The organism is Caballeronia sp. 11_S32, assembly GCF_056930355.1.
In genome coordinates, this window is record NZ_JBXOWH010000001.1 from 1,622,807 (window position 1) to 1,646,599 (window position 23,793).

Annotated in this window: 14 protein-coding genes and 1 pseudogene; 10 read left to right on the top strand and 5 right to left on the bottom strand. The window is 57.2% G+C overall.

Features of this window, described 5'->3' with window-relative positions; translation table 11 throughout:
• Positions 1-9 precede the first annotated feature (9 nt).
• From AC1Z32_RS07430 to AC1Z32_RS07445, 4 genes are all read right to left on the bottom strand, one after another.
• Positions 10-2,049, bottom strand: a complete 2,040-nt coding sequence (locus AC1Z32_RS07430; protein WP_483478036.1) for a hypothetical protein — start codon at positions 2,047-2,049, stop codon at positions 10-12.
• A gap of 349 nt (positions 2,050-2,398) precedes the next feature.
• Positions 2,399-3,223 carry a PDDEXK family nuclease gene (locus AC1Z32_RS07435; protein WP_483478037.1) on the bottom strand — a complete coding sequence of 275 codons (825 nt, stop codon included), beginning with the start codon at positions 3,221-3,223 and terminating at the stop codon, positions 2,399-2,401.
• 234 nt (positions 3,224-3,457) lie between these two features.
• Complete coding sequence (locus AC1Z32_RS07440; protein ID WP_483478038.1) at positions 3,458-4,354, bottom strand: hypothetical protein; 897 nt, start codon at positions 4,352-4,354, stop codon at positions 3,458-3,460.
• A gap of 1,327 nt (positions 4,355-5,681) precedes the next feature.
• Positions 5,682-6,431 carry a hypothetical protein gene (locus AC1Z32_RS07445; protein WP_483478039.1) on the bottom strand — a complete coding sequence of 250 codons (750 nt, stop codon included), beginning with the start codon at positions 6,429-6,431 and terminating at the stop codon, positions 5,682-5,684.
• Positions 6,432-9,024: 2,593 nt separating this feature from the next.
• Here AC1Z32_RS07445 and AC1Z32_RS07450 point away from each other — a divergent pair.
• The 9 genes and pseudogenes from AC1Z32_RS07450 (at position 9,025) to AC1Z32_RS07490 (ending at position 20,985) form a co-directional block, all read left to right on the top strand.
• On the top strand, positions 9,025-9,564 hold the full coding sequence (locus AC1Z32_RS07450; protein ID WP_483478040.1) for a DUF6471 domain-containing protein: 540 nt from the start codon (positions 9,025-9,027) through the stop codon (positions 9,562-9,564).
• 512 nt (positions 9,565-10,076) lie between these two features.
• Positions 10,077-10,298 (top strand): BPSL0761 family protein, encoded by a 222-nt coding sequence (locus AC1Z32_RS07455; protein ID WP_483478041.1) that lies wholly within the window; start codon positions 10,077-10,079, stop codon positions 10,296-10,298.
• A 689-nt stretch (positions 10,299-10,987) separates the two neighbouring features.
• Positions 10,988-11,605, top strand: a complete 618-nt coding sequence (locus AC1Z32_RS07460; protein WP_483478042.1) for a hypothetical protein — start codon at positions 10,988-10,990, stop codon at positions 11,603-11,605.
• Positions 11,602-11,997 (top strand): hypothetical protein, encoded by a 396-nt coding sequence (locus AC1Z32_RS07465; protein ID WP_483478043.1) that lies wholly within the window; start codon positions 11,602-11,604, stop codon positions 11,995-11,997. Before AC1Z32_RS07460 ends, AC1Z32_RS07465 begins: the two co-directional genes overlap by 4 nt.
• Positions 11,998-12,436: 439 nt before the next feature.
• Positions 12,437-13,648 (top strand): tyrosine-type recombinase/integrase, encoded by a 1,212-nt coding sequence (locus AC1Z32_RS07470; protein ID WP_483478044.1) that lies wholly within the window; start codon positions 12,437-12,439, stop codon positions 13,646-13,648.
• On the top strand, positions 13,632-15,878 hold the full coding sequence (locus AC1Z32_RS07475) for a hypothetical protein (protein ID WP_483478045.1): 2,247 nt from the start codon (positions 13,632-13,634) through the stop codon (positions 15,876-15,878). Before AC1Z32_RS07470 ends, AC1Z32_RS07475 begins: the two co-directional genes overlap by 17 nt.
• A 1,736-nt stretch (positions 15,879-17,614) precedes the next feature.
• Positions 17,615-17,826, top strand: a pseudogene (locus tag AC1Z32_RS07480) (IS5/IS1182 family transposase); the annotation flags it as partial.
• Between the two features lie 680 nt (positions 17,827-18,506).
• Positions 18,507-19,445, top strand: a complete 939-nt coding sequence (locus AC1Z32_RS07485) for an NAD(P)-dependent oxidoreductase (RefSeq protein ID WP_483478226.1) — start codon at positions 18,507-18,509, stop codon at positions 19,443-19,445.
• Positions 19,446-19,530: 85 nt separating this feature from the next.
• Positions 19,531-20,985 carry an aldehyde dehydrogenase family protein gene (locus tag AC1Z32_RS07490; protein WP_483478046.1) on the top strand — a complete coding sequence of 485 codons (1,455 nt, stop codon included), beginning with the start codon at positions 19,531-19,533 and terminating at the stop codon, positions 20,983-20,985.
• 295 nt (positions 20,986-21,280) lie between these two features.
• Here AC1Z32_RS07490 and AC1Z32_RS07495 read toward each other — a convergent pair whose 3' ends face one another.
• A complete protein-coding gene (locus tag AC1Z32_RS07495; protein ID WP_483478047.1) occupies positions 21,281-22,234 on the bottom strand; it encodes a LysR substrate-binding domain-containing protein in 954 nt (317 codons plus the stop codon).
• Between the two features lie 185 nt (positions 22,235-22,419).
• On the opposite strand from AC1Z32_RS07495, the gene AC1Z32_RS07500 reads away from it, so the two are divergent.
• Positions 22,420-23,742 carry an MFS transporter gene (locus AC1Z32_RS07500; RefSeq protein ID WP_483478048.1) on the top strand — a complete coding sequence of 441 codons (1,323 nt, stop codon included), beginning with the start codon at positions 22,420-22,422 and terminating at the stop codon, positions 23,740-23,742.
• The last annotated feature ends 51 nt before the right edge of the window (positions 23,743-23,793 follow it).

Consider the following 23,793-nt stretch of genomic DNA (forward strand, 5'->3'; position numbering starts at 1 on the left):
AGGATTGTCCTATTTCGTCGGATCGCCTTGCTTACCTCTCGCGAGGTAAGCTTTTTCTGCCAGTCTAGCTGCATCGGCGAGTGGATCATCGCTCAAATGCGTATCGTCCACGGTCGCGTCCTCGGACGTACCGGACGGAATTCCTTCGGCGCCAGCTTCATCTGCCAACTGCCCATTCACGCCATATGCAATTTTCTGTTGTTCCAACAACTGTTGCGCGCGGAAGGCAGTGGAGTTGCGCTTCGCTGCGCTCTTGGTCGCTCCGACAGCGCCTGCGAACTCATCGGTGCGAGAGCGCTCGATGTCGTCTAACTGCTGCTGAGTCTTCACGCTGACCCTCTGAACCGACTTTCGTTTCGTCGGCTGAGTCAGCTTCGCTTTCTCATGTGCCGCCTCGGCTCGTCGTATATCGTCGTCCATCTTCGCAAAAGTCAGTTCCAACCATGTCAGGTCTTCTCCAAACCGGATCTTGTCCTCCTCGATCATCTCGATCTCGAAGACTTGCCCTTCCGGAATTCGGCACAGGATCTTGCCGGCCTTGCGATAAGGGCTCTTGACTCCGACAACAAACGCTTCCTTTCCCGGTCTGCGTGAGTGCACGATCGCAGCATCCTTGAGCTCGGCGGACGAGTAGCGAGCTTTCTCCCAGTGAACAAGCGCGTCATTGCAGGTCCTTGGCGTCCACGGTATGAAGATATCGAAAACTTCATCTGCACTTCGAATGCGAGTCCCCTTTCCATGCCGCCTCTTCTGATGGTATTCGTGAAGCTTGGCAGGAGTTATGTCGCAGCCCGTGTCTCGCATCGTCGCCGTGCGAAGTTTCGATTTATCGGTCGTTCGGTTATATATATCGATCGCCTGCAGGACGACCCTCTCAAGCGGACGAGGCAAAATGGGCGAAAGCTTAGACCTCTCACGACGTTTTGCCCTTTCGAAAAGATTGTTTTCGCGCGAGTAGCCTTGTTCGGTCTGTTCTGACACGATGTGTATCAGTATCTCATTGAAGCGCTCGCCGACTGGCCTTAGATCCGGCCTAGCCCCAGGGGGGTTGAACATTATTCCGCCGTAGGCATTTGATACCGACGAGCGAACTGCGCGCGACTTCCCCGGACCATTGTCATTGCAGATTCCGTCGAAATTTCCAGTCAGCAGCCCCGGAAGCGGATCTAATCCAAGTTCAGACAAATAGTAGTTCATAGGAAGTAACGCGGAAATAAGGCATCTCAGGTAACCCTCGCCGGTTTCACCTTGGGTACATATGGCATATCCCCGGACGGCTCCGGTCAAACGTGAGATAGCGAGGATCAAGATCAAAGATACGGCTTGGATCTTTCCCAAAACACGGGCGCCGACGGGAATCTTAAAGTGAAACCCGTCGATATCCAGGATCTCGATAACAGATTGAGTTAGCTCGCTTGACGTTCCCGGCCGCGGATCCACATCTTTGGATGTAGCTTGCGGTCCATTTCTTAGTGCAAGCAATCTATTGTCTTGGACGATTTCCTTATATCTGTACCTCATGCGACGATATGATGGAGTATCGTCAACGGGACGATACTTATAGCGTCGGGGGATCATTCGGCTATGGGTCGTGGCTAAGCTCACCTTGTCACCCCCCGCCCAATCGAGTTGGAGGCCCTCCTTCATGTTCTCGATATCTTGCGCGTCGACGCGTCTTGCTTTTCGGACGTAATTTTTGCCCTTTGCCTCGGCGCGGGCTTTGTCGAGCTTTTCTTTTGCCGACAGCGGCCCAGGTTTTGTCGCAGGTGAAAGGCGTCTCTTCCCAGGACCTCCGCGGTCTTCGGTTCGGGCAAGCAGCGTGTTCCAGCCTTTCCCGTCATCTGCCCCGTAATCTCCTCCGTACCAAAAGAACTTCGTCACTACTTTTAGGACGTACGATCTGAATCCTTTCCCTCCGCCGATTGCTTTGCGCATCTCTTCGATACGTTGACTTCGAAGCGAGGAGTCGATGATTATGAAGTCATTGACAATGAAGTTGGATGGTCGTCCCTTTCCAACTGTGTCGACCATGAGGAGTGCTTTGACCAAGGACACGCGATCCTCCCAACCGACCAAGGAGCTCACGGGCACGTTGGCGAGTGGCAAATCCATGCATCGTGGGCGGATCAACTTTTCTATGGGCCTCACTCTTGACGCCCAGTCATGAGCGTCTACATTAATGGGTCTCGGAATGCGGCATGCGGGTGGAGGCGTCCCAACGTTGATCGTCTGAGCATAGAGGGTTCTCGAGTCTGGTTCCCATGCAACGGCGATGTAAGCTACGCCCTCTTCGTCGTCCGAAAGCGTGTAGATCGCGTAGCGGTAAAGGTTTGCGGGCCAAACCGCCTCGTGAAGCTGCCGCAGCTGTGACAAGACAATGTCGTCGGCAACTGGAGGTTTAAGGGGCGGGTTTTCCTTTTTCATCGAGATCCTCACGAAGGAACAGCGGCAAGTCCTCACGCAGATATTTGTTGTGATCCACGTACAAAAATCCGAAGGAGGCGGCCACTGCAAACAACTCGAAGGCATGGTCGATTGACACGCCCATGTGTCGAGCGTGACGCTCGAGAATGTGTGCAAGCGTTCCCCGGAGCGACCGTGTTTTCATGCGACCTGCGAGTATTCGTGCTTCATCGTAGTAATCCCAGATGTTCATTTGTGTAATCCAGCGACTCATCAAAAAATTATTACCATAGGCCTTCTTCGTGAAGCGGTTGCCGCGGATCATTTGCCAAGTCCATTCACGTTCTAGGATGGCCGACTTTTCGTTCACTTCCCTTGTTAGCGTCGGTGGCTCAAGTTCATCGTCACTGTCTTTGATGGAGACTATGTGGTAATGCAAACCCAAGTCAGGTGGGAGTACCAAGGTCAGGTTGATGTCACATCTCTTGAGATCAGCCCTCCGCATACGGACAGCGTTCGCTTTTGCCCGGTAATACGCGTCGCGGTCGTACACTGGATATTCTTCTCGGATGTCTCTGACGTATGGAAAAAAGCTGAAATGCAGAATGGCGCGCAGTTCGTTCATCGACAGGGCTATATGGGTCCGAAGAACCTTGACTCCGGGCCATGTGCTGCGGGTTCCAAACGTCAGGTCCCCGGGTTCGGCGAACGGTACATATTTGGCTCCGTGCAGCACGCCGTGCGAATCTCGCTTTGGAAGCGTGACCAAAGGTGGCATCTCGAAGGGCAGAGGCAGATCGAACACATTGAACTTTTCCATACGTAGTCTTCAGATGGCAGGTGTTCTGAGGTCGACGGACTGGTCGATCCGTCATTGATGCGGCCTGTCAACTCCCTTCGCTGCGCGTGCTCGAGCTTTCCAGGTGAACACCGGTGTGCGAGATGCAGCAGCGAGATCTCGGAGCGTTTCGCGAGCTTTGCGAAAACGGTCCTGGCAATTTGCCGCTCTCGAACCATGGTGGCGGACACTATCCAGTTCCGGTACATTGACTTTTCAGCCTTCCAGTTCCGGTAGAGAAATCACGGGTCGGAGCTTCGAAAAAGGCAACCAGTCGCTATATTTAATAAGTGAAGCTGGGCTGGGCTTTGGTTGCGCCAGGATAGCTTTAACTGCATCGATGTCCGGCGTTTCCAATAGCAGAGCGAGCTTGCCGTACTTAATGAAGATTTTTTCGTTGAACACCTTCGCTTCAAGGGTAGCAAGATGCAGGGCGATGCCTCTGAGCGCGTTCGCTAACAGCCCTGGGAAACCCAGGGTCAGTAAGTAGGCGGCGTCCGGAAGCCAGTGCGGCATAGGACCGATCCGAAGGACCCCCAACGTCGCATCGAACTGCGCTCGACATATCGATACCCAGCGCTCGTCGCGAGAGCTCCTTATTGGAACGAGTTCGACCGGCTCGGCGCCTGTTAAATCCCCGCGTGAACCTGGCAGCCAGCGAAGACCAAGGGCTACTGCGCCTGGTGTCGCGAGGCAGAGGACTGGAATTCCCGTTGTTCGTGTGAACTGGGCTATCCCACTCCACGTTGCAGCCGCTCCTGTTTTAGTGGCGCCATCAACGTTGATGCGCTCAACAATGAGCAAGCCTAGGTTTGCCGCAACGCCCAGAGTACATATCGCCGGAAGAATATCTCTCTCACGAAAGCGCATAGAACGTACGCTGTCTGCCAACACTGTGTTGAATGCCGCGTCGAACGCCCCAAAGAATCCTTGAGCGAACCCACCAAGTTCTCCATTGAGCGGCCAGTGCATTCGCAGGCAAGGAAGCTGGAGGTAGTCTGTGAACCGGTCCGCTGCTGGAATTCGGACGGCGCGCGGTTTGCTTCCAATTTCAGACTGGAGGATGTCCGCGAGCAAGCGTCGACCCATTCGTACCGGGGCGATTAAGATCATGCCTCGTTGCTTTGCATGTGGGGCGATACCAAAGCGTAAAGGGACGAGGTGTCTACCTCTCTTAGGTTCGGTCCGGAAAAAGGCGGCTGCATTTGTAGCGTACTCGCGATACTCTGGATTGCGAAGGTCCCGGTCGTGATAAGAACTCCACATAAGGGAGACGACGCTTACGAATGCTCGACCGACTTCTGGATTGCTCACAAACGTATCGGCGGCTCCCCCTACAATTAACTCGTGTGGCGTCGAACTTTCGGGCTCTAGATTTGGATAACGCGTAGTAAGCGTCATCGCTTCTTGAAGCGTTGGAATGGCTCGTATGTTCTGCTGGAGAGGGTTTCCCTCGATCTTCGTGACCGGTGCGATCTCAGAGCTGCTCGATGAGTTACCGTCCGTGCTCATTGCGTCCTCCCCATGACCACCGATTTCCCGATTGCCGGGCGACGACACGCCGGGCACATGAATATGGGTAATGCTCTTGTGGGGCGCAAAGGGCCACGCGCCCCACAAAGTGGGCACTATCGCTCGATGCCAGATCCACCATGCGTAGCTACTTAGAACGGCCGAGAAATCGCTCACATGGCATCCGTTCTCTCACCGCCAGGTCGATTGGTCGCCCAGGCTGTGTAAGCTCAGGTTCGAGAGGGGCCGCTTCCGAAGTCTTTCGGAGCACAAGCTGTCAGATGCTCTTTATCAGCTTCGCTGTTAGGCGCGGTGCCTGGCGCGGAAGAGGGTCTCGCTTCGCTCTCCGTCGGTTCCGTGCTTGACGGCGCGTCTGAGGTGGCTGGCGCGTTCGCGACAGCAGGTGGCGACACTCGCTTCGAACTGGGGAGTACCGGCGGGGGGAGTCCGGTCAGGTCGCGCGAAGTCGTGACGCGTACTTTTCGCACTATCGTGCGATTCGGTTGCTGCGGTGTTTTCTTCGTCATGGAGCGTCCTTGTGCCTTTGTATAGGCGTGTGTTGACAAGGCGCACCCGTTTGTGAGATTCTACGCGCGTGTGATCGCGTGAACCCTGACTAAGGGTGCACCAGCCAGACGGCGCATTAGGGGGCCAGCCCTGATGCGCCGTAGTTTTTTGTGCGATGGTTTAGTTCGTCGCTCTCAGCACTTGTCTAAGTCTCCAACGTTTACTTGCGGTTAGACTCCGTCTCGCCCTCGAGCACTTGACAAAATAGCTATTTCGCAGTACTATGGAAATTGGGTCGTTTTATGCTACGCTTAACTGTGTGCAGTTGCAAGTGCTTCCTCCGCCCTCGCGACTTCGCTCGGCCCAATTTGTAGTCCGCACGCCGTCCCTACGCTTACAGAAAATATAACTCCTCGCGTACTTACGGTCGATCCTTAACTAATCGATCGAAAACCCGCTGCGTCAAGCCGCAACTGATCCGCGCCCGATATTTCCACTTCGGCCGGTCGGCATCTGTGGGGTTGCAAGCGTCGCGCAAACTGGCCTTTACTAAGCTGCTGATCGCATCGTTGCATTGGATGCGCCGCCCACCATTGGACTTGCGGAGGGGTGGGACTTGATGCGCGAGCAGCCAATCGTGATCGTACAGATTGAGCCATCGCCACAGAGCGGGTGCCGCCAACCTTGCTTGTGTGCGCGTCAATCCTATCCCTCGTGCGAGGTGCTGTTCCCAGAGCGTCCGTTTCGCCCGTCGCTCGACCTCATTAGGCGGCGAACTCCTGCCATCGACTTGTTTGGGAGCCCTGAGGCGGGCTGTCGGTCGTTTGCAGGCGATCACATCCAAAGCCATCCGCAGTAGAGCGACCGCGACGGGATGCGCCGGGCGGTCGTCGTAGAGCAACGAGCGCAGCGCAGGCGAAAGCATGCCGAGCTCTCTGATCCAAACGATAATGCGCTCGTCCTCAAATCCGTCCGAGAAAAAGGCAAGGAAGTCGTTGCTGAAGTCCTTCGCTCGCAACCGTCCGTGCTCGGGGACGTATCCCCTCTCGCGTATGAGGATCCGTACATCCTCAACGGCGGACTGGACCTTCGCGGACTGGTACGTTCGGTACAGAATTTTTCCCAGCCGCAGACTGTTTGAGCGTCGACTTCGTTCATCCAATACCCTCATGTTGATCTCGTGCGCGCTGCACGGGTCAGCCAATGTCAGCGCGGTGTCGTGAATAGCGCATCGAGTCAAAAGTGGAATGCAGTGGAATGTGAATGAGCATCGTCGCCCTGTCGCTTGAAGTGACAGCGCGGTGCACTCCTTGCATTCAAGGCCGTACCTGTTGGCGCTTTGTATCGGCAACGGCAGACTCGGGCAGCATAAGCGAGGCTGATCGGTCGAACAGACCTGCCACTCTAACCTCTGAGCTAACGACGCCGTCAAGCACGACATGAACAGAGGGTAGAGCGTTCGCTCCATCAATACCTGGCGAGGTTCACCATAGAGCCGGTTCGTGAGGTTACAAAATTGCCCTATGCGGCAAGGAGCGGTGTGGAGCAGGGGATTGCCGCGGCGGAATACGGTGGTGACGATTTGACGAATGCGCGGACTAAAAGTCGTGTCAGCAGTTGCGGTTGCGAGGCTGAGGGCCGTCTCAGATGGGCCAGCTTCATACAACGTCATTAACATGGCAGGCCAGTCCTTTTCCGTCATTTGCGTGTGTCACCTGCAACGACCGGAGTTCATGCAGAGGCAACCAGTCTCCGAATATGCGGACGTCCGGCAGTCTTTCTCCGCGGCGCCTGCGGAACGCCGCGATTTGGTCAAGGCTGGGCTGATCCAGCATAAGTGCGCGCTTTCCAGAAGACGTGAGCATGTTTCGTGTGATGGTCCGGGCGTCCGAGGCAGCAGCGCTTTCGACAGCCATGCTTGTCAGTACCTTAGAAGCGAGTCCCGGATAGCCATGCGTCAGCCTATGCACAGCATTCGGTAGCCAATTGGGCATAGGCCCTGGATACACACTTCCTCTTCCTACGGTGAAAGCGTAGATCGACCCGCAAACTTGTAGCCAGAAGTCATCGGTGCAACTCTCGGACGGGCAAATCTCGAACGGTGCATTGCAGGAGAGTCCTGATCGAAGTGCAGCGAGCGCTGCGCCTGGTGTCGCCATACACAAAACCGGAATTCCAGTCGTCCTGCTGAATTCTGCAATCGCGCTCCAAGTGAGGGCCGCGGTTTTTGTGATCGCCTCCGCAGTATTAATCCGCTCGACGACTAATAGACCAAGATTCGTGACGACTGCTAGGCAGCGGACGACAACAAGAAGGTGCCGGTCACTGAATAAAGGAGTAGCCGCCAGCCGAGCATAGTCTGTGTCCAAGGCAGCGTCGAAAGCCGCAAGTACGGCGTTAGCGAACTCGTGGACGCTCCCGTGCACGGGCCAGACGACGCGAACCAAAGGTAACTGCACGACCTCGGTTTGTCCTCCTCCGAGCGAAATTCGGTGAAACGCGGGTTCACGGCCGAACATCGCTTCAATTAGATCTGCCAACACGCGGCGGCCCGTTCGCACCGGGGCGGCCACAAGGATACTGCGGGATGTTGCTCCTGGCGCGGAACCGAATGTGATCGGGCTGTCATGACCTCGGCGGTCGCGCCGAAAATGTAAGGCGCGATTTGCGGATATAGTGAAATCGCGAAAATGCGGGTTCAGGAGATCGCGGTCGAGGTAGGACGTACGTATTTGCATGAGCACATCCTTCAAGATCTCCTGTCGGACCATGTCAGCGATGCACGGCTCGGATCCGGACGATGCTGGTAAGTTTACAGACCCACATCGCGCCGGCTTCTGCGAAAACATATTACCCGCGACAGCCTCCGCCTCAACGACGTTGCGTACAAACGGATTTGCCGCTCGTGACTCGGAATGGCTCATTTGTCGACCTGTTTCCCTGCGGCAGCCGGTGAGTTTCCATCGCTCGCGATGTACATGCCGGCTAACATACAACGGGCTATGGCTGTGCGATCTGACGGTCTTCCTGAACTCTCACGAACACTCGGCTCCGTGACATGAAACGACCTTGCTCATGCGGATTGCGCGGAGTTAGTCGTTTACTACGAGGCTGGTGTTACGATTGTTAAGCCTGCGTGGCTCCGAGGAGATGTGTGAGGCGTGTCGTCACGTCACCAACATGACGGCAACTCGCAGGAGGGACCCATATTGATCGGTCTCCGTACTCGTCGGGAATCGCACTGCGCGAAGCATCAATAATCGTTACCTTGGAAGGCGCGCGTCGCTTGATGTCTGCTCGAAGCATGTCCGCACGACCGTGGTATGCGATGAAATGCCTGTGAAGTCGATTTCCGGGAATGGTTGCACCGACGGTTCGGTGGGCAATCGAATCCGGCAATAGAGCGATAAGTGACCGAAAGCCGTAATCGTTAACTAGCCAGGTGTTGAGTACGATCGACAGGTCATGCTGTCTCACGACGAGGTCCGAAATTGGATGAAGCAGAGGAAGAGGTTGAGCCGAGAGAATTGACCGGGGTCGATGCTGGCCGCAGCTTCGCCCATAGATACGAAGCACTACCCCCTCGATTCCGAGGTAGAGAAATGAGGCCATGACGTGATTCTCCAAAACTGCCCATTCAGCGCGAACCAAGGATTCACGATGGGGCGAGGAATCACCGTCTCAACTGTCTGTAATTTTACTTTTGAGCGAGAGAACTAGCGTGCGTTTACACACGAAGCACAACATACCAACCAGAGTACTACATGCGAGCGCGAAATCAAGGCGTGCGTGATGAGCAGATCGAAGCTGCATGGGCCGGCCTCGTTTCGAGGGCGACGCGAGTTGCGTTGGCTCGGCAAGATCTCAGCTACGCCGAACTCGCATCGAGGCTATCGGCGCTTGGACTGACCGAGTCCGCTCGCTCCGTTGAAGGAAAAGTTCAGAGGGGACGGTTTCGCTTTTCCTTCTTCCTGCAAGCTGTGTACGCCTCTGGCGCGACATACCCCCTTTCTTGGGCACCGGTGATGTCATCGACGGCGTCCTGGCAGGAGCGCGCGACCTCGCTGCTCCGCGCCGAACTAGATGCGCAGCCGTGGTTGGACTGGCCCAAAGTTTCTCGACGTCTCGAAGAAATCGGTATCTGGATCGATGCAGATGAGCTAGAGACGCAAGTTCGAGAAGGCACGTTCTCGGCTACACTTTTCTTTCAATGTGCTACGGTCTGCCGCTTCGACGGAGTCCAGCTCTATCTGGACAGTTCCTACCTGAACACCATCGCTCGTGACGGGGCGTCGGCCAGTTGAAAAGGATGATCGAGATTGTCTTGATGTTTTCCACTGTTCCACTACACTCAACATCACGATACGACGTGCGGAACCGCACGCCAGAACGGTTGGCAAAAAGTCAAATAATTGTCGTCTGACCGAAGCTCTCCGGAAACTCGGGCGCTAGAGTGCGCGCGCGTCCGGGGTTACTGCTACCCGGGAAGCGGCTATGCCGAACGTAACCCCTCGACGTGCGGGTAACCGATATGAGGTTCGACTCGTCAATTGGCGCGTCATGGTGGTGTACCCCGAGAACACGCGTCATGTCGTTGGCATCGACGAACGGGAAAGCACAGGCCGAGTGAGTTCCGCAATCAAGGACTTCGATGCCAAGACTGGGCGCGTGAACACATATTCGCGGCGCGTGTATGTTCTCGTGGGCTCAAGCAGGCATGACGCAAAAGCCCAGTGCGTCTGGGATCAATGGTGCTCAGTCAACGGCGTGTCTGGGTGCAAAGAGATAACCGACATCTTTTGTGGACAGAGGCGCTATGACAACGCCTGAGGAGCGAACCCGCGCGATTCTGGGAGGGCGTGAACTCTTGGCGACCCTAGCACAGGGACGCGGCTCCTATTCGCCAGATCTTGTCCGGACGTTAGCGATGACATTACTGAGGCATTATCCGCTCGACGTTGATATTGACGTCTCGGCCGCGGCGTTACCTCATTTGTGGGCCGAACCGGCAAAGGCTCGTCGCGGGCCGATTCACTAGCTAACATCGTTCCTTGTTCTTTGGAATGACCGAATAGTCGACAGTGGAAGGCTCGGAGGCGCAACAATGAGTAGTGCACCGACGGTGTACGCTCGGGAACCGTGAGGCCTCGCCGCCTCGGAAACACTACGACGTAGGCGTTGACGGCGCGGCAAAGAGGGAATGCTGATGGTGAGTCTGCACGTAGCAATCGCGACGCGCCTCTGCTCGACGATGGAGCATGCGCTCTAAGCGCTACATACTGCGCCGAACTCGTCCGAACGTTGGCCATGACGCTGCTGCGGCACCACCTCAACGAGGCCGAGATCTGAGGGGTCGCGATCGCGCTGCAGAACCTCTGGACAGCGCCGGCGAAGGTGGCAATGCAGCGGCAGTGTGGATGATAAGGAAAACCAAGAGGGCGGCGCAGCTTGCTGCGACGAAACGAGCGGGATAGTCGAAGAGCGGGTCACCCGCCGCTCGCGATTGCGGTCGGGGTCCGCTTGAGGTCTCTCTGCTCGGGCGCCGCGAGCGACCGTCTGTCCCCGACCGCGCTTTTGATCGTGCATCTCGCCTGCTTCCACGTCGTCAGGTCGACAAACTACTCGAAATCCCGAAAGAGGGCTGGTCGGAAGCGAACTGGGGGAGGAACGACGATGCCACGTTCAGCACGAAAGAATAGCGACCGTCCAACGCTCCGCGACGCTCGGATGGAATACCTATTCCGCCGTGCTGCCGTGGCGGCAGTCCTGTTCGATCCTATAGCGGCCGAAGCGCTCGTAAGCCTCCCAGATGCCGAGGTCGGGCGACTCTTTAAGATCCATCTCGCGCGAATAATGGGCCTGGCCACCGTCTTGAATATGGACCTTTGTTCGCTCCGTGAACAGGACGAGAAACAACGCAGCAAACGCAAACGCGGTGCGATCTCCCGGATCTCGTCGCGGAACGCCCTTGTCGCTGAAGGCAAGTTGCTTCGCGCACAAATTGTCTGCGAAGCTTTGGGTATCACGGTGCGGAGGCTGAACAAACGTGTCGCCTCGGGACGCATCTTCAGCGTTGAGGTTGGTGGCGAGCAGTACTACCCGGCGTTTTTCCTCGCAAAGGAGCTCGACCGGAAGGATCTATCGAAGGTCGCGCGGCGGCTTGGCGGTTTAACCGGCTGGAGCAAGTGGAGTTTCTTCACAGAGCCGAAGGAGTCGCTTGGCGGCCTCACACCGCTACAGGCACTTTTGCGCGGCGACGTGAAGCAGGTGAGGCGCACGGCAAAGCTCGTCGAAAAGCAGTCCCGGACGCTTGAGAACGGTGTACCGGACACCCGAGAATCATGAAGCTCGTGGAACAGCTTTGGGCGTTTGCGTTGATGTATCCGGCGCTGCTGGTCGTTCCCGCGATTGGATTCGTGCTTAGCCTGGTGATAGTGCGCATCAAGACCCGATATATAAATGAGGGCGTTCTGTTTTGTTGGTCACCCGGCGCGCCGCGCGAGGGTGAAAGAACGAACGCAACCGAAGAGGGAGAGATGTCTACGGAGAACGAGCTCGATCTTTCGATAGCTCTCGAGAAGATTCACGAACTCGCCGTGGCAGAGGGTGACCTCGGGTACGAGTATTGGCATGGGGTCGGCAAGCTTCTGAAGCGGGCGAATAGTATGCAAGCGGAAATAGATTCGCTCAGCAAGGAGCTCGAACTTTGCCGGGCGAGGCTTCCGAAAGCAGAGTGAGGCGGAAGAGCGTCTCTGCGACCAAGGCACATCCCCGCCCGGACCGCAGCCATAAAGCCCTACGATTCGCCACCGGTCGCAAGGTGGGATGCCGTTTCGCGGCGACCAGCCAAGAGTATGTTGACAGCGCCGCGATATTGTGTCGGCGGCAGGGCCGTTCCGCCATGACTTTATCCACAGAGTAGATAGCGCAAGTTGCTTGAATCGCTTGCGCAACCCTCTATATTTAAGGTTGGATAGGCATTAGTAGCGTTGAAGGATGGCCTCCGATCACCCCTGCCCGGTAAGCCTGTTCCTCAGACGTTCGACCAATGAGGATGGAACACCCTGCCTACTTGTAACGGATGCGCAGGGCCGTGCGAATCGCCCGTTAAGTTACTTCGTTCGATACGCTCAAAGACGGTATGCGCCGACCACCGTTAGCGTTTATGCGCACGCGATGCTCCACTACTTTTCGTGGCTAATTGGGAAGCGGCGGCGGTGGGATAGCAACGTCGCGGGGGTCCGCGCACTCTGCGCGCAGTTTCTCTGCGAGGTCCTGCGCTGTCATGCCCGCGAGCGACGCGGGCAGTTTGTCGCGGTACATGCGACTGTCGCTAATCCTGCGGAAGTGCGCGCCTTCCTGGCGGCGGCGCGAGCGTTTTATCGGTTCGCCATCGACGCCGGCCTATATGCCCAGCCCGACCCGCTAGGCCGTAGTGCAGACACGACGGGTGTGGCGTTGCTCCGACACCGTCGCGACGATTATCCGGCGATGCCACAGGCCAGCGGCGTTCAGCCGTTCGAGGCTGCACCTCGAGGTCGTCACACAGCAGCGTATTTCGTGCTCGTAAACGAACGCTGGATCCCGCAGATCATCGATGATCCGCTATTCCCGCGCCGCATCCTCGATGCCGGCCGTGCGGCCGGTTGGGGCCTGCGCGACCAGCTGGTCACGCGTTTGCTGTTCGAGACCGGCGCGCGGATCAGCGAGGTATGCGGCTTGACTCTGGGTGACTGGCATAGCCATGGATTGCGCCGCGAGGTTAGCGCTTTCAGTAAAGGCAGCGGTCAACGGCGCGTTAAGACACTGCGCTTCAGCGAAGCGTCTGCCAAACTGCTGCGCCGGTATGTGGATCACGACCGCTGTGCTGTCGATCCCGATCACTGCAATCTGGCCGATTACCTCACCCACGACGCACCTGCACGGTGGTCCATCAGGCCACTTTTCCTGACCTCACACCATACCGCGCTGACCGCGGCCACCTTCCGCGATCTCGCGTGGCGCCCCGCGTGTCGCCGAGCCAACATCAGCGCAAATGTCCATCAAACACGGCATTGGTATGTCACGCAAGCGATGCGAGAAATCTACCGCACGTTTGCCGCTGGCCTCGCTCGCGACCGTGCCATTGACGCCCTTATCACGTACATGAACTGGCGTAGCGGACGCGCGACGCTTGAGCGCTACGATCACTACTTCCGCGACCTTGAGCATGCGGACCTTCAGAACACGCTGCATGCAACCATTGATCGTGCATTGCGCGCGCGTAAGCCGACCTTCGACCTTCCGAGCTCCCCCATCGCACCACGCTCGGTGCCGGATATAGTGGCAGATCCACACTGGCAATTCCTTCAGCATCTGGGAGGTGCGAACGATGAACTCCCGCCGTGAAACACGAGTCGACATGCGAATTGACCAGTTTCAGTCACTGCCTGACCTGCCACGGCTGATCAAGCATGCACCCGCGACTGAAGGTGATATGCAGAGTGGCGCCGAACTTGGACGGGTACCGCCTCCCGTCGTTCACTATCTGCTGCGTCATGTACTCGGCAAACCGTGGTACGGTCATCTTGCGCTAGCAGCGCTCGTGATGGCCGCACAGCGCTATGAACACAGCACGATCTACAGCGCGGTGTCGATAGTGAGCGCGAAGCTGCAACTCATCTTCGGTTATCGGCATCAAGGGCACCTGCTTAGCGACATGCCCGCATTTTTTGCCAGCCTTGACACCTATATGCGACCGTATCTGGATGGCACCGTCGGAGACGATCCGCAAGAAGTCCGTATCAGCTTCTTTCAGCGGTATCAGTCCGTCGCCAGCGCGGAACTGCTGTGGTTGCGGGGGTTATCCACTGCTCAACGCAGGCGCTTTGAGCCTTGGCTGCTTAAACATGCGAACCGGTCACTACATGATCCGTGGCTTAATATGAAGCCGATCGAGCAGGCCCGTCAGCAGCGGCGTAAAGAAGACACCGATGTATTGATGCAGGTGTATCCCGATATTCGAAGTGAAGCGCACCTGCGATGGAACTGGTTCATCCGGTTTCGTACCGCCTATCGCAACGCACTGCGTAACGCCGAATCGTCAGGTCTTCCGTGCAAGCCGACCGAATATACCTACATAGACGGCAACTGGCGCATGCACATGAGGATATGGACGGTGGACGCGCTTCTGGCTGCGTATCCGATGCTTGCGCGTCGCGCTAGCGCAGCCGTGCCGCCTCCTGATACACGTTTGCCCGAACTCGTTTCAATGCAGGAGGTCGGGACCGACCGCGAACTGGACGTCAGTGCCACGGTGTGGTTCGCTGATCTGCTCCGTTATGCATCAGATCGTGCACGAAGTACCGAAGCCGCTGCATGGCGCCAGGCGTGGGGATATGCCGCTCTCTCATTCAACACCCTCAACCCCGGCGTGCTTTTTCCACCGTGGCAAGTATTTCTTGTCCGGGCGCAAGCGTGCTTGGGCCGGGTGCTGATACCAGTTGAACAGGTCTTTCACGCGTTGACTTTCGGCGTCATGGCGGTCGACGTGCTCACGACCACTGGCGCCCGCATGAACGAGCTTATGCAAATCAGCCTGAACCGGCACTGTCTCGTGCGCTTGATTCAGCCCGCTCCGCCGGGCGCAGCGGATGAGTCGCCGAGGATTCGATACCTGTTTCGACTGATTCCAAAGGGCGAGCGCCGCAATGTCCGGCACGACTTTTTCGTGGGCGCGGAAACCGTCAGGCTGCTCGCCAAGATAGGCCAGATCCTGGCAGCACACTACGGCCTACTCAGCACAGATCCCCTCCCTCCGGTCCCATTCGACCCGCTGAATAGGCGAGCCCACCGTTTTGGCGTTGAACCTTATCTATTTCAGTTTGAGCACCGACATCTTTCGGCGATCACGATCAGTTCGTGCTTGCGATTCATGGTGCACGGAATGTTACTGCGGACGGCTTCGGGCAGGACAGTTTTTCTCCGACCTCATCTCCTGAGACACGGATTCGCCACGCATGCAGTCCAAATTCAAAAGATCCCGGTGGATATTGTCGGTGCCTGGTTGCACCAGAAGAGCATTCCCGTCACTCGATACTATTCGCAACCGACAGCGACAATGATCGCGGACGCCGCCGACCGGTATTTGGCCGCGATCGCCAGCAACATCGACGTCGAAGAGGCGGTCCTCCGCTCTCCTGCTGAATTACAACAACTGTATCGCGACGCCGCGATGCGGACCGGCACGCTCGCCGAAGTCGTCGGAGGGCATTGCGGGGCGCATGGCCTCTGCAAGGTGCAGTTTGCTTGCATTGGCTGCGCGGCCAAGATACCGGATCCGTCGAAGCGTTCGCAGGTTGAGCAGCGGCGCAACTGGGCCGAACATGAGATCAGTTACTACCGCAAGGAAGGGCTGCTTGCCGACGTGAACCGGCTTGGGCAGCTCATTGCTGCCGCAGACACCGAGCTTCGGGAAATGGACCTCATCGAGCACTACCGGGCCGACGAGGCACGGCGCCCTGAAACGGAGGAACATCATGCCATCAAGCCAACGTCCGTGGCTGGCCCGCATTCACCAGGCGCGTCGAGCACACACGCTCGATCTCGTGCGACGCGCCATCGCCGCTCTGCAGGGTGAGCGTCGGGCAGTCACCATCTCGGCCATCGTCACTTCGTCGCGAGCGCTTGATCCGGACGGAAAAGGTATCAGTCATAGCGCATTGCTCAACAATGCAGGTGCACGTCGTCTGTATGAGGACCACCGGGACTGGCGACCACGGAAGCCGCGCCGACGCCCCGCAGCTCCCGTCGACGCACAAGTGCTGCCTATGCCGGCGAAGCTCGACCGGGATATCCGCTCGACTCGACAGCGCCTTGAACGTCTGACCAAGATTGAACTAATCGACCGACTCATCGCGGCGGAACGCGCCTACGCGGCACTGTACTTCTGCTCATTGAAACTGCAGGCCCGAGCCGTTGAGGAGGAGTGGCAAGCGCTGGAAGCGCGAAGGTTGTCCACTGTTTTGCGGGATAACGCTGTGGATAAGAGCGGCGAAGCCCTTACCACACAGCGTAGGCGTCGAGCCAGCCGAACGTGATGCAAATAATGTGTTTACCAAACCCACAAGGGCCGATGGTCTACGTCCCTTCGGACATGACTTCTGCAGAGGTCGCCTGCCTGGACTCTTGGAGCAAAATGACGCATCAGCACACGCGTCCGACGAGAACCTACAGTAAGCGAAGTTTGACTGACGTACTGACGGGTTAAGATAGCTCCGTTCTCAACCTTTCTGACATCAGTCATGGCGCCACGGGACGGTAAATATCTGGCCACTTGCAAGGAGCGGAATGCGTTGTCAGCTGCGATAAACGGCCATAGTGCTGTTTGGCCACAGGCGCAGTGCACGATAGCAAAGGGAATCGCAATTTTTAATCGTGACGGGAAGGAAGTGTGGAGTTGCAACGCCGCGTACGCGGAAGTGCATTTCAAACTTGACCGAATCACCTGACCTTCGCTGGGACTGTCGGAATTCTCCAGGGACATACTTCTTCGATCCGATCTTCGCTCTTGCCCACAACTCGCAGATGAACGATATACGACACTAGCGCATAGCGTCATGCGTGTGAAACCTGACTCTTCCGCAAGTAGAGCGCGGTCGTTATAAAGAATTTGTGGGCAAGCCTGTGGAAAACAGAAGCACTACTCAGGCGTGTGTTCACGCTAGCACCGGTCAGAGAGATCGCAAACTACATGCCGCTGATGCTGCGACCACTTCACGGTGCGAAGGCTCACCGTGTCCGAAGCGGCGTACGCCGTTTCAGGATCTTTGCCATTCATTGCGAGTGCCCACGGCCTCTCCAAGGATATAGAAGGACTCGTCGTGATCCACGCGATCATTCGGCGGTAACGATGTTTTGGCATTCCGATCGAGCGCGTCATGCCGTTGTCTGGCGCTGGCGCTTCCAGGCATTGAGATGATCCGGCTGTACGCTTTGCATGCATAGAAAAAAGGATCTTGCGCTTGGAATTGTCAATGTCGAGTGGGTATTAATCGCGACTGCTCTCGTTCAGCCCGACGGTCACTCGCTTGCAGTTATGGAACACGTGATCGGCCTCGTGCAACACGAAGTCGGCATACGGGCTGGTCTCGGCGAAGTACGCCATTGAGACGTAGCAGGCCGTCTCTTCGCTCAGCCCACCATGTCGAGCGCCCGTTTCGAGAGAGCATGGGCACCGATGCTGGCCAAGGTAGATGCTCGCTAATTTCCACGCTGTCGACATCCACTTTTGCTGCGTGAGGACAGCGGCGATGTCGTCGGGTGTGAGTAAGACAACGCTGGGTTCGAGGACGTCCAGGATGATGCAGCGCTCGAATGGGCCGGGGCTCCGACATGAGTTACTGGCGCTGCTTCGGTGACGGGCAGCAGGCCGGCGTCTGCGAACCAGTTGCACGGGTACTCCAAGCACGATTCGCCGACCGAGTCGACTGGTCTCGCGTCGCGGTCGATTCCTCCTCGAGCCGCGCTGTGGGCTCAGGTCGAAAACGGGCACGAATCCCACGGACCGCGCCTCGACTGGGTTCAAGCGCCGTCATTGCCGAAGACCTGCGCTTCCCTGATGCGATACCGGAAGGCATCGCCTATCGGAAGGTCCGCGGGTTGACTGCGCTTTATATACTGGGTTTGACGCTTTGCGCGTCAGGCACAAGCCGAAGACGTTGACCTAGGCCCGCGGAAGATTCGCGAGGTTGCCCTGGAATGGGTGATTTTGCCCTGATTGACTCGGTTCAAATGCAAGCACGGCGGCGGAAATTTGTCGATCGTTGTTTTCCAATTTTCGACCTGCGGCAACATGGTCGCCCGCTGCCGTGTCGACGCCCGACAGCAGAAAAATCCGCGAGTTGTCACCTACGTTGTTGAGACCATGCGTTGGTTGTCCAGAGTCGCTGAAGCAGGGGCCTCTCGTCTGGCCGTGACGCTCCGCTTTCTTGTGGTCGAGCGCCCCTTGCGGAAGACGTCCCTGCGAGCCATAAAGCGAGTGGCAACGCGGGGGTGCGTCTGGCAATGGACGCAGCGATGGTAAAAATATGAAAGTGATGTTATCCTGCCATATGAGATAAATTACATAAAAGACGAGCTTTCCACGGTTTCAAGGCGGTAGTTCGTCGGGGACATCGCCGATGAAACATTCTTCTTAGGATTGTAGGAAGACGCACATATTGGGATTATTTGTCGATCTCAATGCTGTCACAGTTGGCCTGCGCCGATTGCGAGTAATGTCGAAAAGGGTGGATCTATGTCGAAGGACCGAGTTGGCTTTATAGGGCTTGGCCGTATGGGGGGCGCGATAGCGGAGCGCCTGCTCGAGGCCGGTATCCCGCTCATCGTCTATGACGTGAGCCCAGAAAGTGTTGCTCCGTTCGTTGCGGGTGGTGCGAAAGGAGCGGGTTCTGTGAGCGAGGTGGCTGACCAGGCTCGAGTGGTGTTCTCTTGTTTGCCGACCACGCAACTATCGTTGGACATCGCTCTCGGACCAATCAGCGAAGGCCGTGGCGTCGAGGTGTATATCGATACCGGAACCATCGGAATAGAGGTCGCCCGGAAGATCGGGGATGGCTTGCCTAAACGGATCGGGTTCCTTGACGCGCCCGTCAGTGGGGGGCCGAACGGAGCTCGCGCCGGGACACTGACGACGATGGTCTCGGGTCCCAGCGGGTCTTTCGCATTGGCCAAAGAATATCTGGCCGTCATGGCGAAGAACGTCTTTCACGTGGGCGATCTTGCGGGGCAGGCGCAATTAGCCAAGCTCATCAACAACCACCTTTCTGCGGCGGGACGCCTAGCTGCGTTCGAGGGTCTGGTAGTCGGTATGAAGGCTGGTATCGATCCGATGCGTTTGCTCGAAGTGATTAATGCCAGCACGGGCCGCAATCACACCACGTCGGACAAAATTCCTGCTGCCGTACGGTCTGGCGAGTTCGCCTATGGGGCAAGGCTTGCCAACAGCATCAAGGATGAGTCGCTACTGATCGATGAGGCCGAAGCTCTCGGCGTTCCCCTATGGCTTGCGCCCCGCATGGTGGAAACCCTGAAAACAGCCGCGCAGGCGGGCTTCTTGGACAAAGACAGCATGTTCTTGATTCAGTTCATGGGAGAGCACGCCGGAATCGATGCGCGAGCCATCCTTGAGGCTGCCGGCAGATGAAGGCCCGCCCTTAGGACGGCCACCGAGCGATGCTCGGCGAAGCAGCAATATTTTTACTTTCGAACTCGCGTGGAAAGGGAACGCAATGAAACACTATTCACATCATTACATCGACGGCAAATGGATCGCTCCGTCGGGGCCGGGACAGCGCGACATGGTGGACCCCGCCACCGAAGAGGTGTTTGCCACGGTCGCCAATGGTGCTACGGCTGAGGACGTTGATCGTGCCGTAGTTGCCGCCCGGCGCGCGTTTGAGACTTTCTCGCGTACTACCGTGGCTGAGCGGGTCGACATGATCGATCGTCTCATCGTCGCGTATGAGGCGAGGGTCGCCGATCTCGCCGACGTGGTCGCCAGTGAAATTGGGGCGCCCGCGTCTGTGCGTGCCCAGGTTTCAGGGCCGATCGGGCATATGAAGGTGGCGCGCGACCTGCTGCAATCGTATCGGTTCGAGACGCATATGGGTGACACCATCATCCGGCGCGAGCCGGTCGGAGTCTGTGCACTAATTTCGCCCTGGAACTGGCCCATTCAGACTCCGGTCATTAAATTCATCTACGCGCTAGCTGCCGGCTGCACTTCCATCATGAAAGGTTCGGATGCGTCTCCGCTTAGCGGTATCCTTCTGGCCGAAGTCGTAGACAAGGCAGGTCTTCCCCCGGGTGTATTCAATCTTCTCCTTGGCCGCGGTCGAATTGTCGGCGAGGCCCTATCCGCTCATCCCGGTGTGGACTTCGTGTCGTTCACCGGATCCACGGGAGCCGGGATCAAAGTCGGCGAAGCGGCTGCTCGCACTGTCAAGCGGGTCTCCTTGGAACTCGGGGGCAAGTCAGCCAATATCGTGCTGAAGGACGCTGATCTCGAGGCTGCGGCTCGCTGGAACGTCGGACGCTGTTTTTTCAACACCGGCCAGAGTTGTCACGCTCCAAGCCGAATGCTTGTCCATGAAAGACAGGTCGAAACGGTGCTTCCGTTTCTGCTCGATGAAATCTCGAAGTTCCGTCTAGGTGATCCGCGTGACCCAAACACGACAATGGGGCCGGTGGTTAACCAAGCGCAGTACGAATCGGTGCGGCGTTTCATCCAGACGGGCATCGACGAGGGCGCCAAGTTGGTCTGCGGTGGCACGGATCGCCCCGAAGGCCTTGATCGTGGTTTCTTCGTGCAGCCGACGGTGTTTAGTGACGTAACCCCGAGTATGACCATTGCAAAAGAAGAAATCTTTGGGCCGGTATTGGCGGTGATGCCGTACCGCACGGAGGATGAAGCCTTGGAGATTGCCAACGACTCAATTTTTGGGTTGGGTGGGTATGTATTTGCGGGCGACCGAAAGCGAGGATACGAATTTTCCAGTGGTTTGCGCGCCGGGAGGATTTGCTTCAATGGCGCGGCGACCAACTCGCTGACGCCCATGGGCGGCTACAAACAATCGGGCATTGGCCGCTCGATGGGAGTCTTCGGGCTCGAAGAGTATCTCGAGATCAAGTCGGTATACGGTTTTGCCGCCGAAGCTGTCGAATTGCCCGAATTGATCCGCTGATCTCGTTGCTCAGTTTGACCTCGGGCGCCGCGACGCGCTTAAAAAGCAGGGGTCCGAGGTATTGCTTGTTCGAGATATAAGTCCCATGGGCAGGACGCACGAACCCGTGCCGTCGCGGTTCTCTTTAAGCGACGCGACACGGGGTTCTACAAGCGGTTTCGTGTATGGTCATCTCGTGCAGGGGCGACAGCTCAGACGGCCCTCACTCCATACGTAGCGGCGAGGCCTCCTCGTTGGGAGGCGACACCCATGATCACGGTTTTGTCGCGACGCATCTTCTACATGCTCAAAAGGATTACTGAGGATTCGCTTTTTGAGTGGTTGCCGAGAGAGCGTGCGACTCTATCCGGAGAGCGTAGAGGAACTGCTGTACGAGCGCGCCACATCGATCGGCGTCCCAGATCGCACCGATGTCCGGGAAGCGAATAATCGGCTCAATACGCACACTTTGCAGGCCCATTTGACTGTAGAGCCGTAGCTCAGAACTCAGCAGAATCGAGAGGTAGTTGCTGTCGCCCATCAGCAGTTGCGCGCGGATCGACGACCCGGCCTCGACGCATGGCGTTGGCGGAGCGACGCGCTGCGTAGCGAACGCAGCGTCAAATGTAGCTCTCATTTCCGAACCCGACGGCGGCAGAATCCAAGGATATGCCAAGAGGTCTTTCCAGCAGAGCGCGACGGGCTCCAGGCATGGGTGCCCACTTCGAGCCACGATGTTGATGCTCTCGGAGATGAGGGGCTCTCTGGCCAAACCCGTTTGCAGTGCCTGTGCGCCGAGTGCGCCGATGATCACGTCGATGCTTCTGTGGGCGAGCATCTCCAATAGCGCTGAAAACGGCGCCTCGACCACGGAGACGAAAATACCTGGTCGCTCGCTCTGAAGTCGAACGATCGTGCTGGGGAGCAGCACGCGTGGAAGGCCGCTTCCGATGTGCACCCGTCCGTTCATTCCTGAGTCGACCGCTTTCAGTTCCGCATCCGTTCGATACACCTCTCCAAGCATTCGCTCGGCGTGTCCCCGAAAAACTTCTCCGAGACCCGTGAGTTCGAGGCGCCGGTTGCGCAGAAACAGCGGATGTCCGACCACGCTCTCAAGATCCGCCAGCCAGTGCGACAAGGCTGGTTGTGTCATGTGAAGCCGAGCCGCCGCAGTCGTGATGCTGCCGGTCTCATGGAGCGCCAAGAAGACCTCTAGATGCCGAAATTTAAGCTTCCGAGCCCACTGAACGCTATGAAGGGTGTTCTCCATCTAAGAGGGACGCATATGTTCTTGTTTATGGATGCATCCAGTTTATTCATTTCCCTGCTGACGCGCCAGATTCAATAATGCTAAGCAAGCCAGCAGACATGGTTGGCGGAGGCAAACGAGAAGCCTCCGCTCATGCGGTGTTAGGCATAAGCCTTCCCGCCCACAAATCGTTTCCAGGAGACAACGTGAGAAAGGACAGTTCGAAGCGCATACTCGGCGCCGCCTCGATCGGAAATTTTGGCGAAATCTATGACTTTGCGGTTTTCGGTTTTTCAGTGCCGATCTTGTCGGCTCACTTCTTTCCAGGAAGCGACCGTACCGCCGCAATTTTGAGCACCTTCGCAGTTTATGCGGTGGCTTTCTTCGCTCGGCCGCTGGGCGGCTTGATGTTCGGTTACATGGCTGATCGCGTCGGCCGGGTTAAGGTCCTTGCCGCCACCGTCTGGTTAATGGCCCTCGGGACTGCTGTCATCGGGATCCTTCCGACCTATTCGGACATCGGCATCGCTGCGCCAATGCTCCTTGTGGCGTGCCGCATTGCACAAGGCCTTGCATTGGGCGGGGAAACGACCGGCAGCACCAGTTATATCTTGGAGTCGGCTCCGGCCGACCGCAGAGCGCGCTGGGTCGGCTTCACGTTCATCTTCTCCCATCTGCCAAACACAGTCGTCGCGCTGATGCTGGTCGGCATTCAACTGTGGGCTGGATCGAAGGCGTATGCGGATTGGGTTTGGCGTGTCCCGTTCTTGGCTGGTGGCCTTATCGGTATCGTTGGCTTCTGGCTTCGACGCAACTTGCAAGAGCCTGAGGAATTTAAGCAAGCAACTGCGAAAAAGCACGGATCAAATCCGCTGCGCGGTGCAACTCGCCTTGGTCTGAAGGGAATGCTCTATGTCGTGATGATCCAACCGGTCCAGACGGTAAGTTCTTATCTTCTGCTCGGCTTCATGTACACGTTCCTTGTGAGGGAGGCGAAGCTCGACTCAACGTCAGCGTTGCTGTCGAACGGCGTAGCAGTCGCCGTCCTTGCTGTGCTCATTCCCATCGGCGGCCTCCTAAGTGATCGATTTGGGCGAAAGCGAATCCTCACGCTTGGCGCAGTCTGGTTGGCCATCGCCGCTTACCCGGCGGTCCACTTTGCGTCGACAGGCACGCTCTCGGGGGCGCTAATCGGCCAAATTCTTCTGGCGATCGGAATCGGCATCTATGACGGTCCTTGCTTTACCGCTGCGCCCGAATTTTTCCCGACCTCATTCCGAGCCACCGGCCACGCTATTTCTTATCAGCTTGCTGTTGCAGTCTTTGGTGGTACGACGCCTTTCGTAAGCGCCTGGCTCGTTCACGCGTTCGAAACCCCAATGGCGCCGGCATATTACGTCGCTGCGATCGCAGTGGTCTGCCTCATTGCAATTCAGTTCGTGCCGGAGACTCGAGGTATCTCGCTGCGTACCTCTATTACCGATTCTCCTAACGAGGTTAAGGGCGCAGTGGCCCATGACCTTCGATGATTGAGAGCACCGTTGCTCACGCGACATCACGTACTAAAACGCGATAATTTT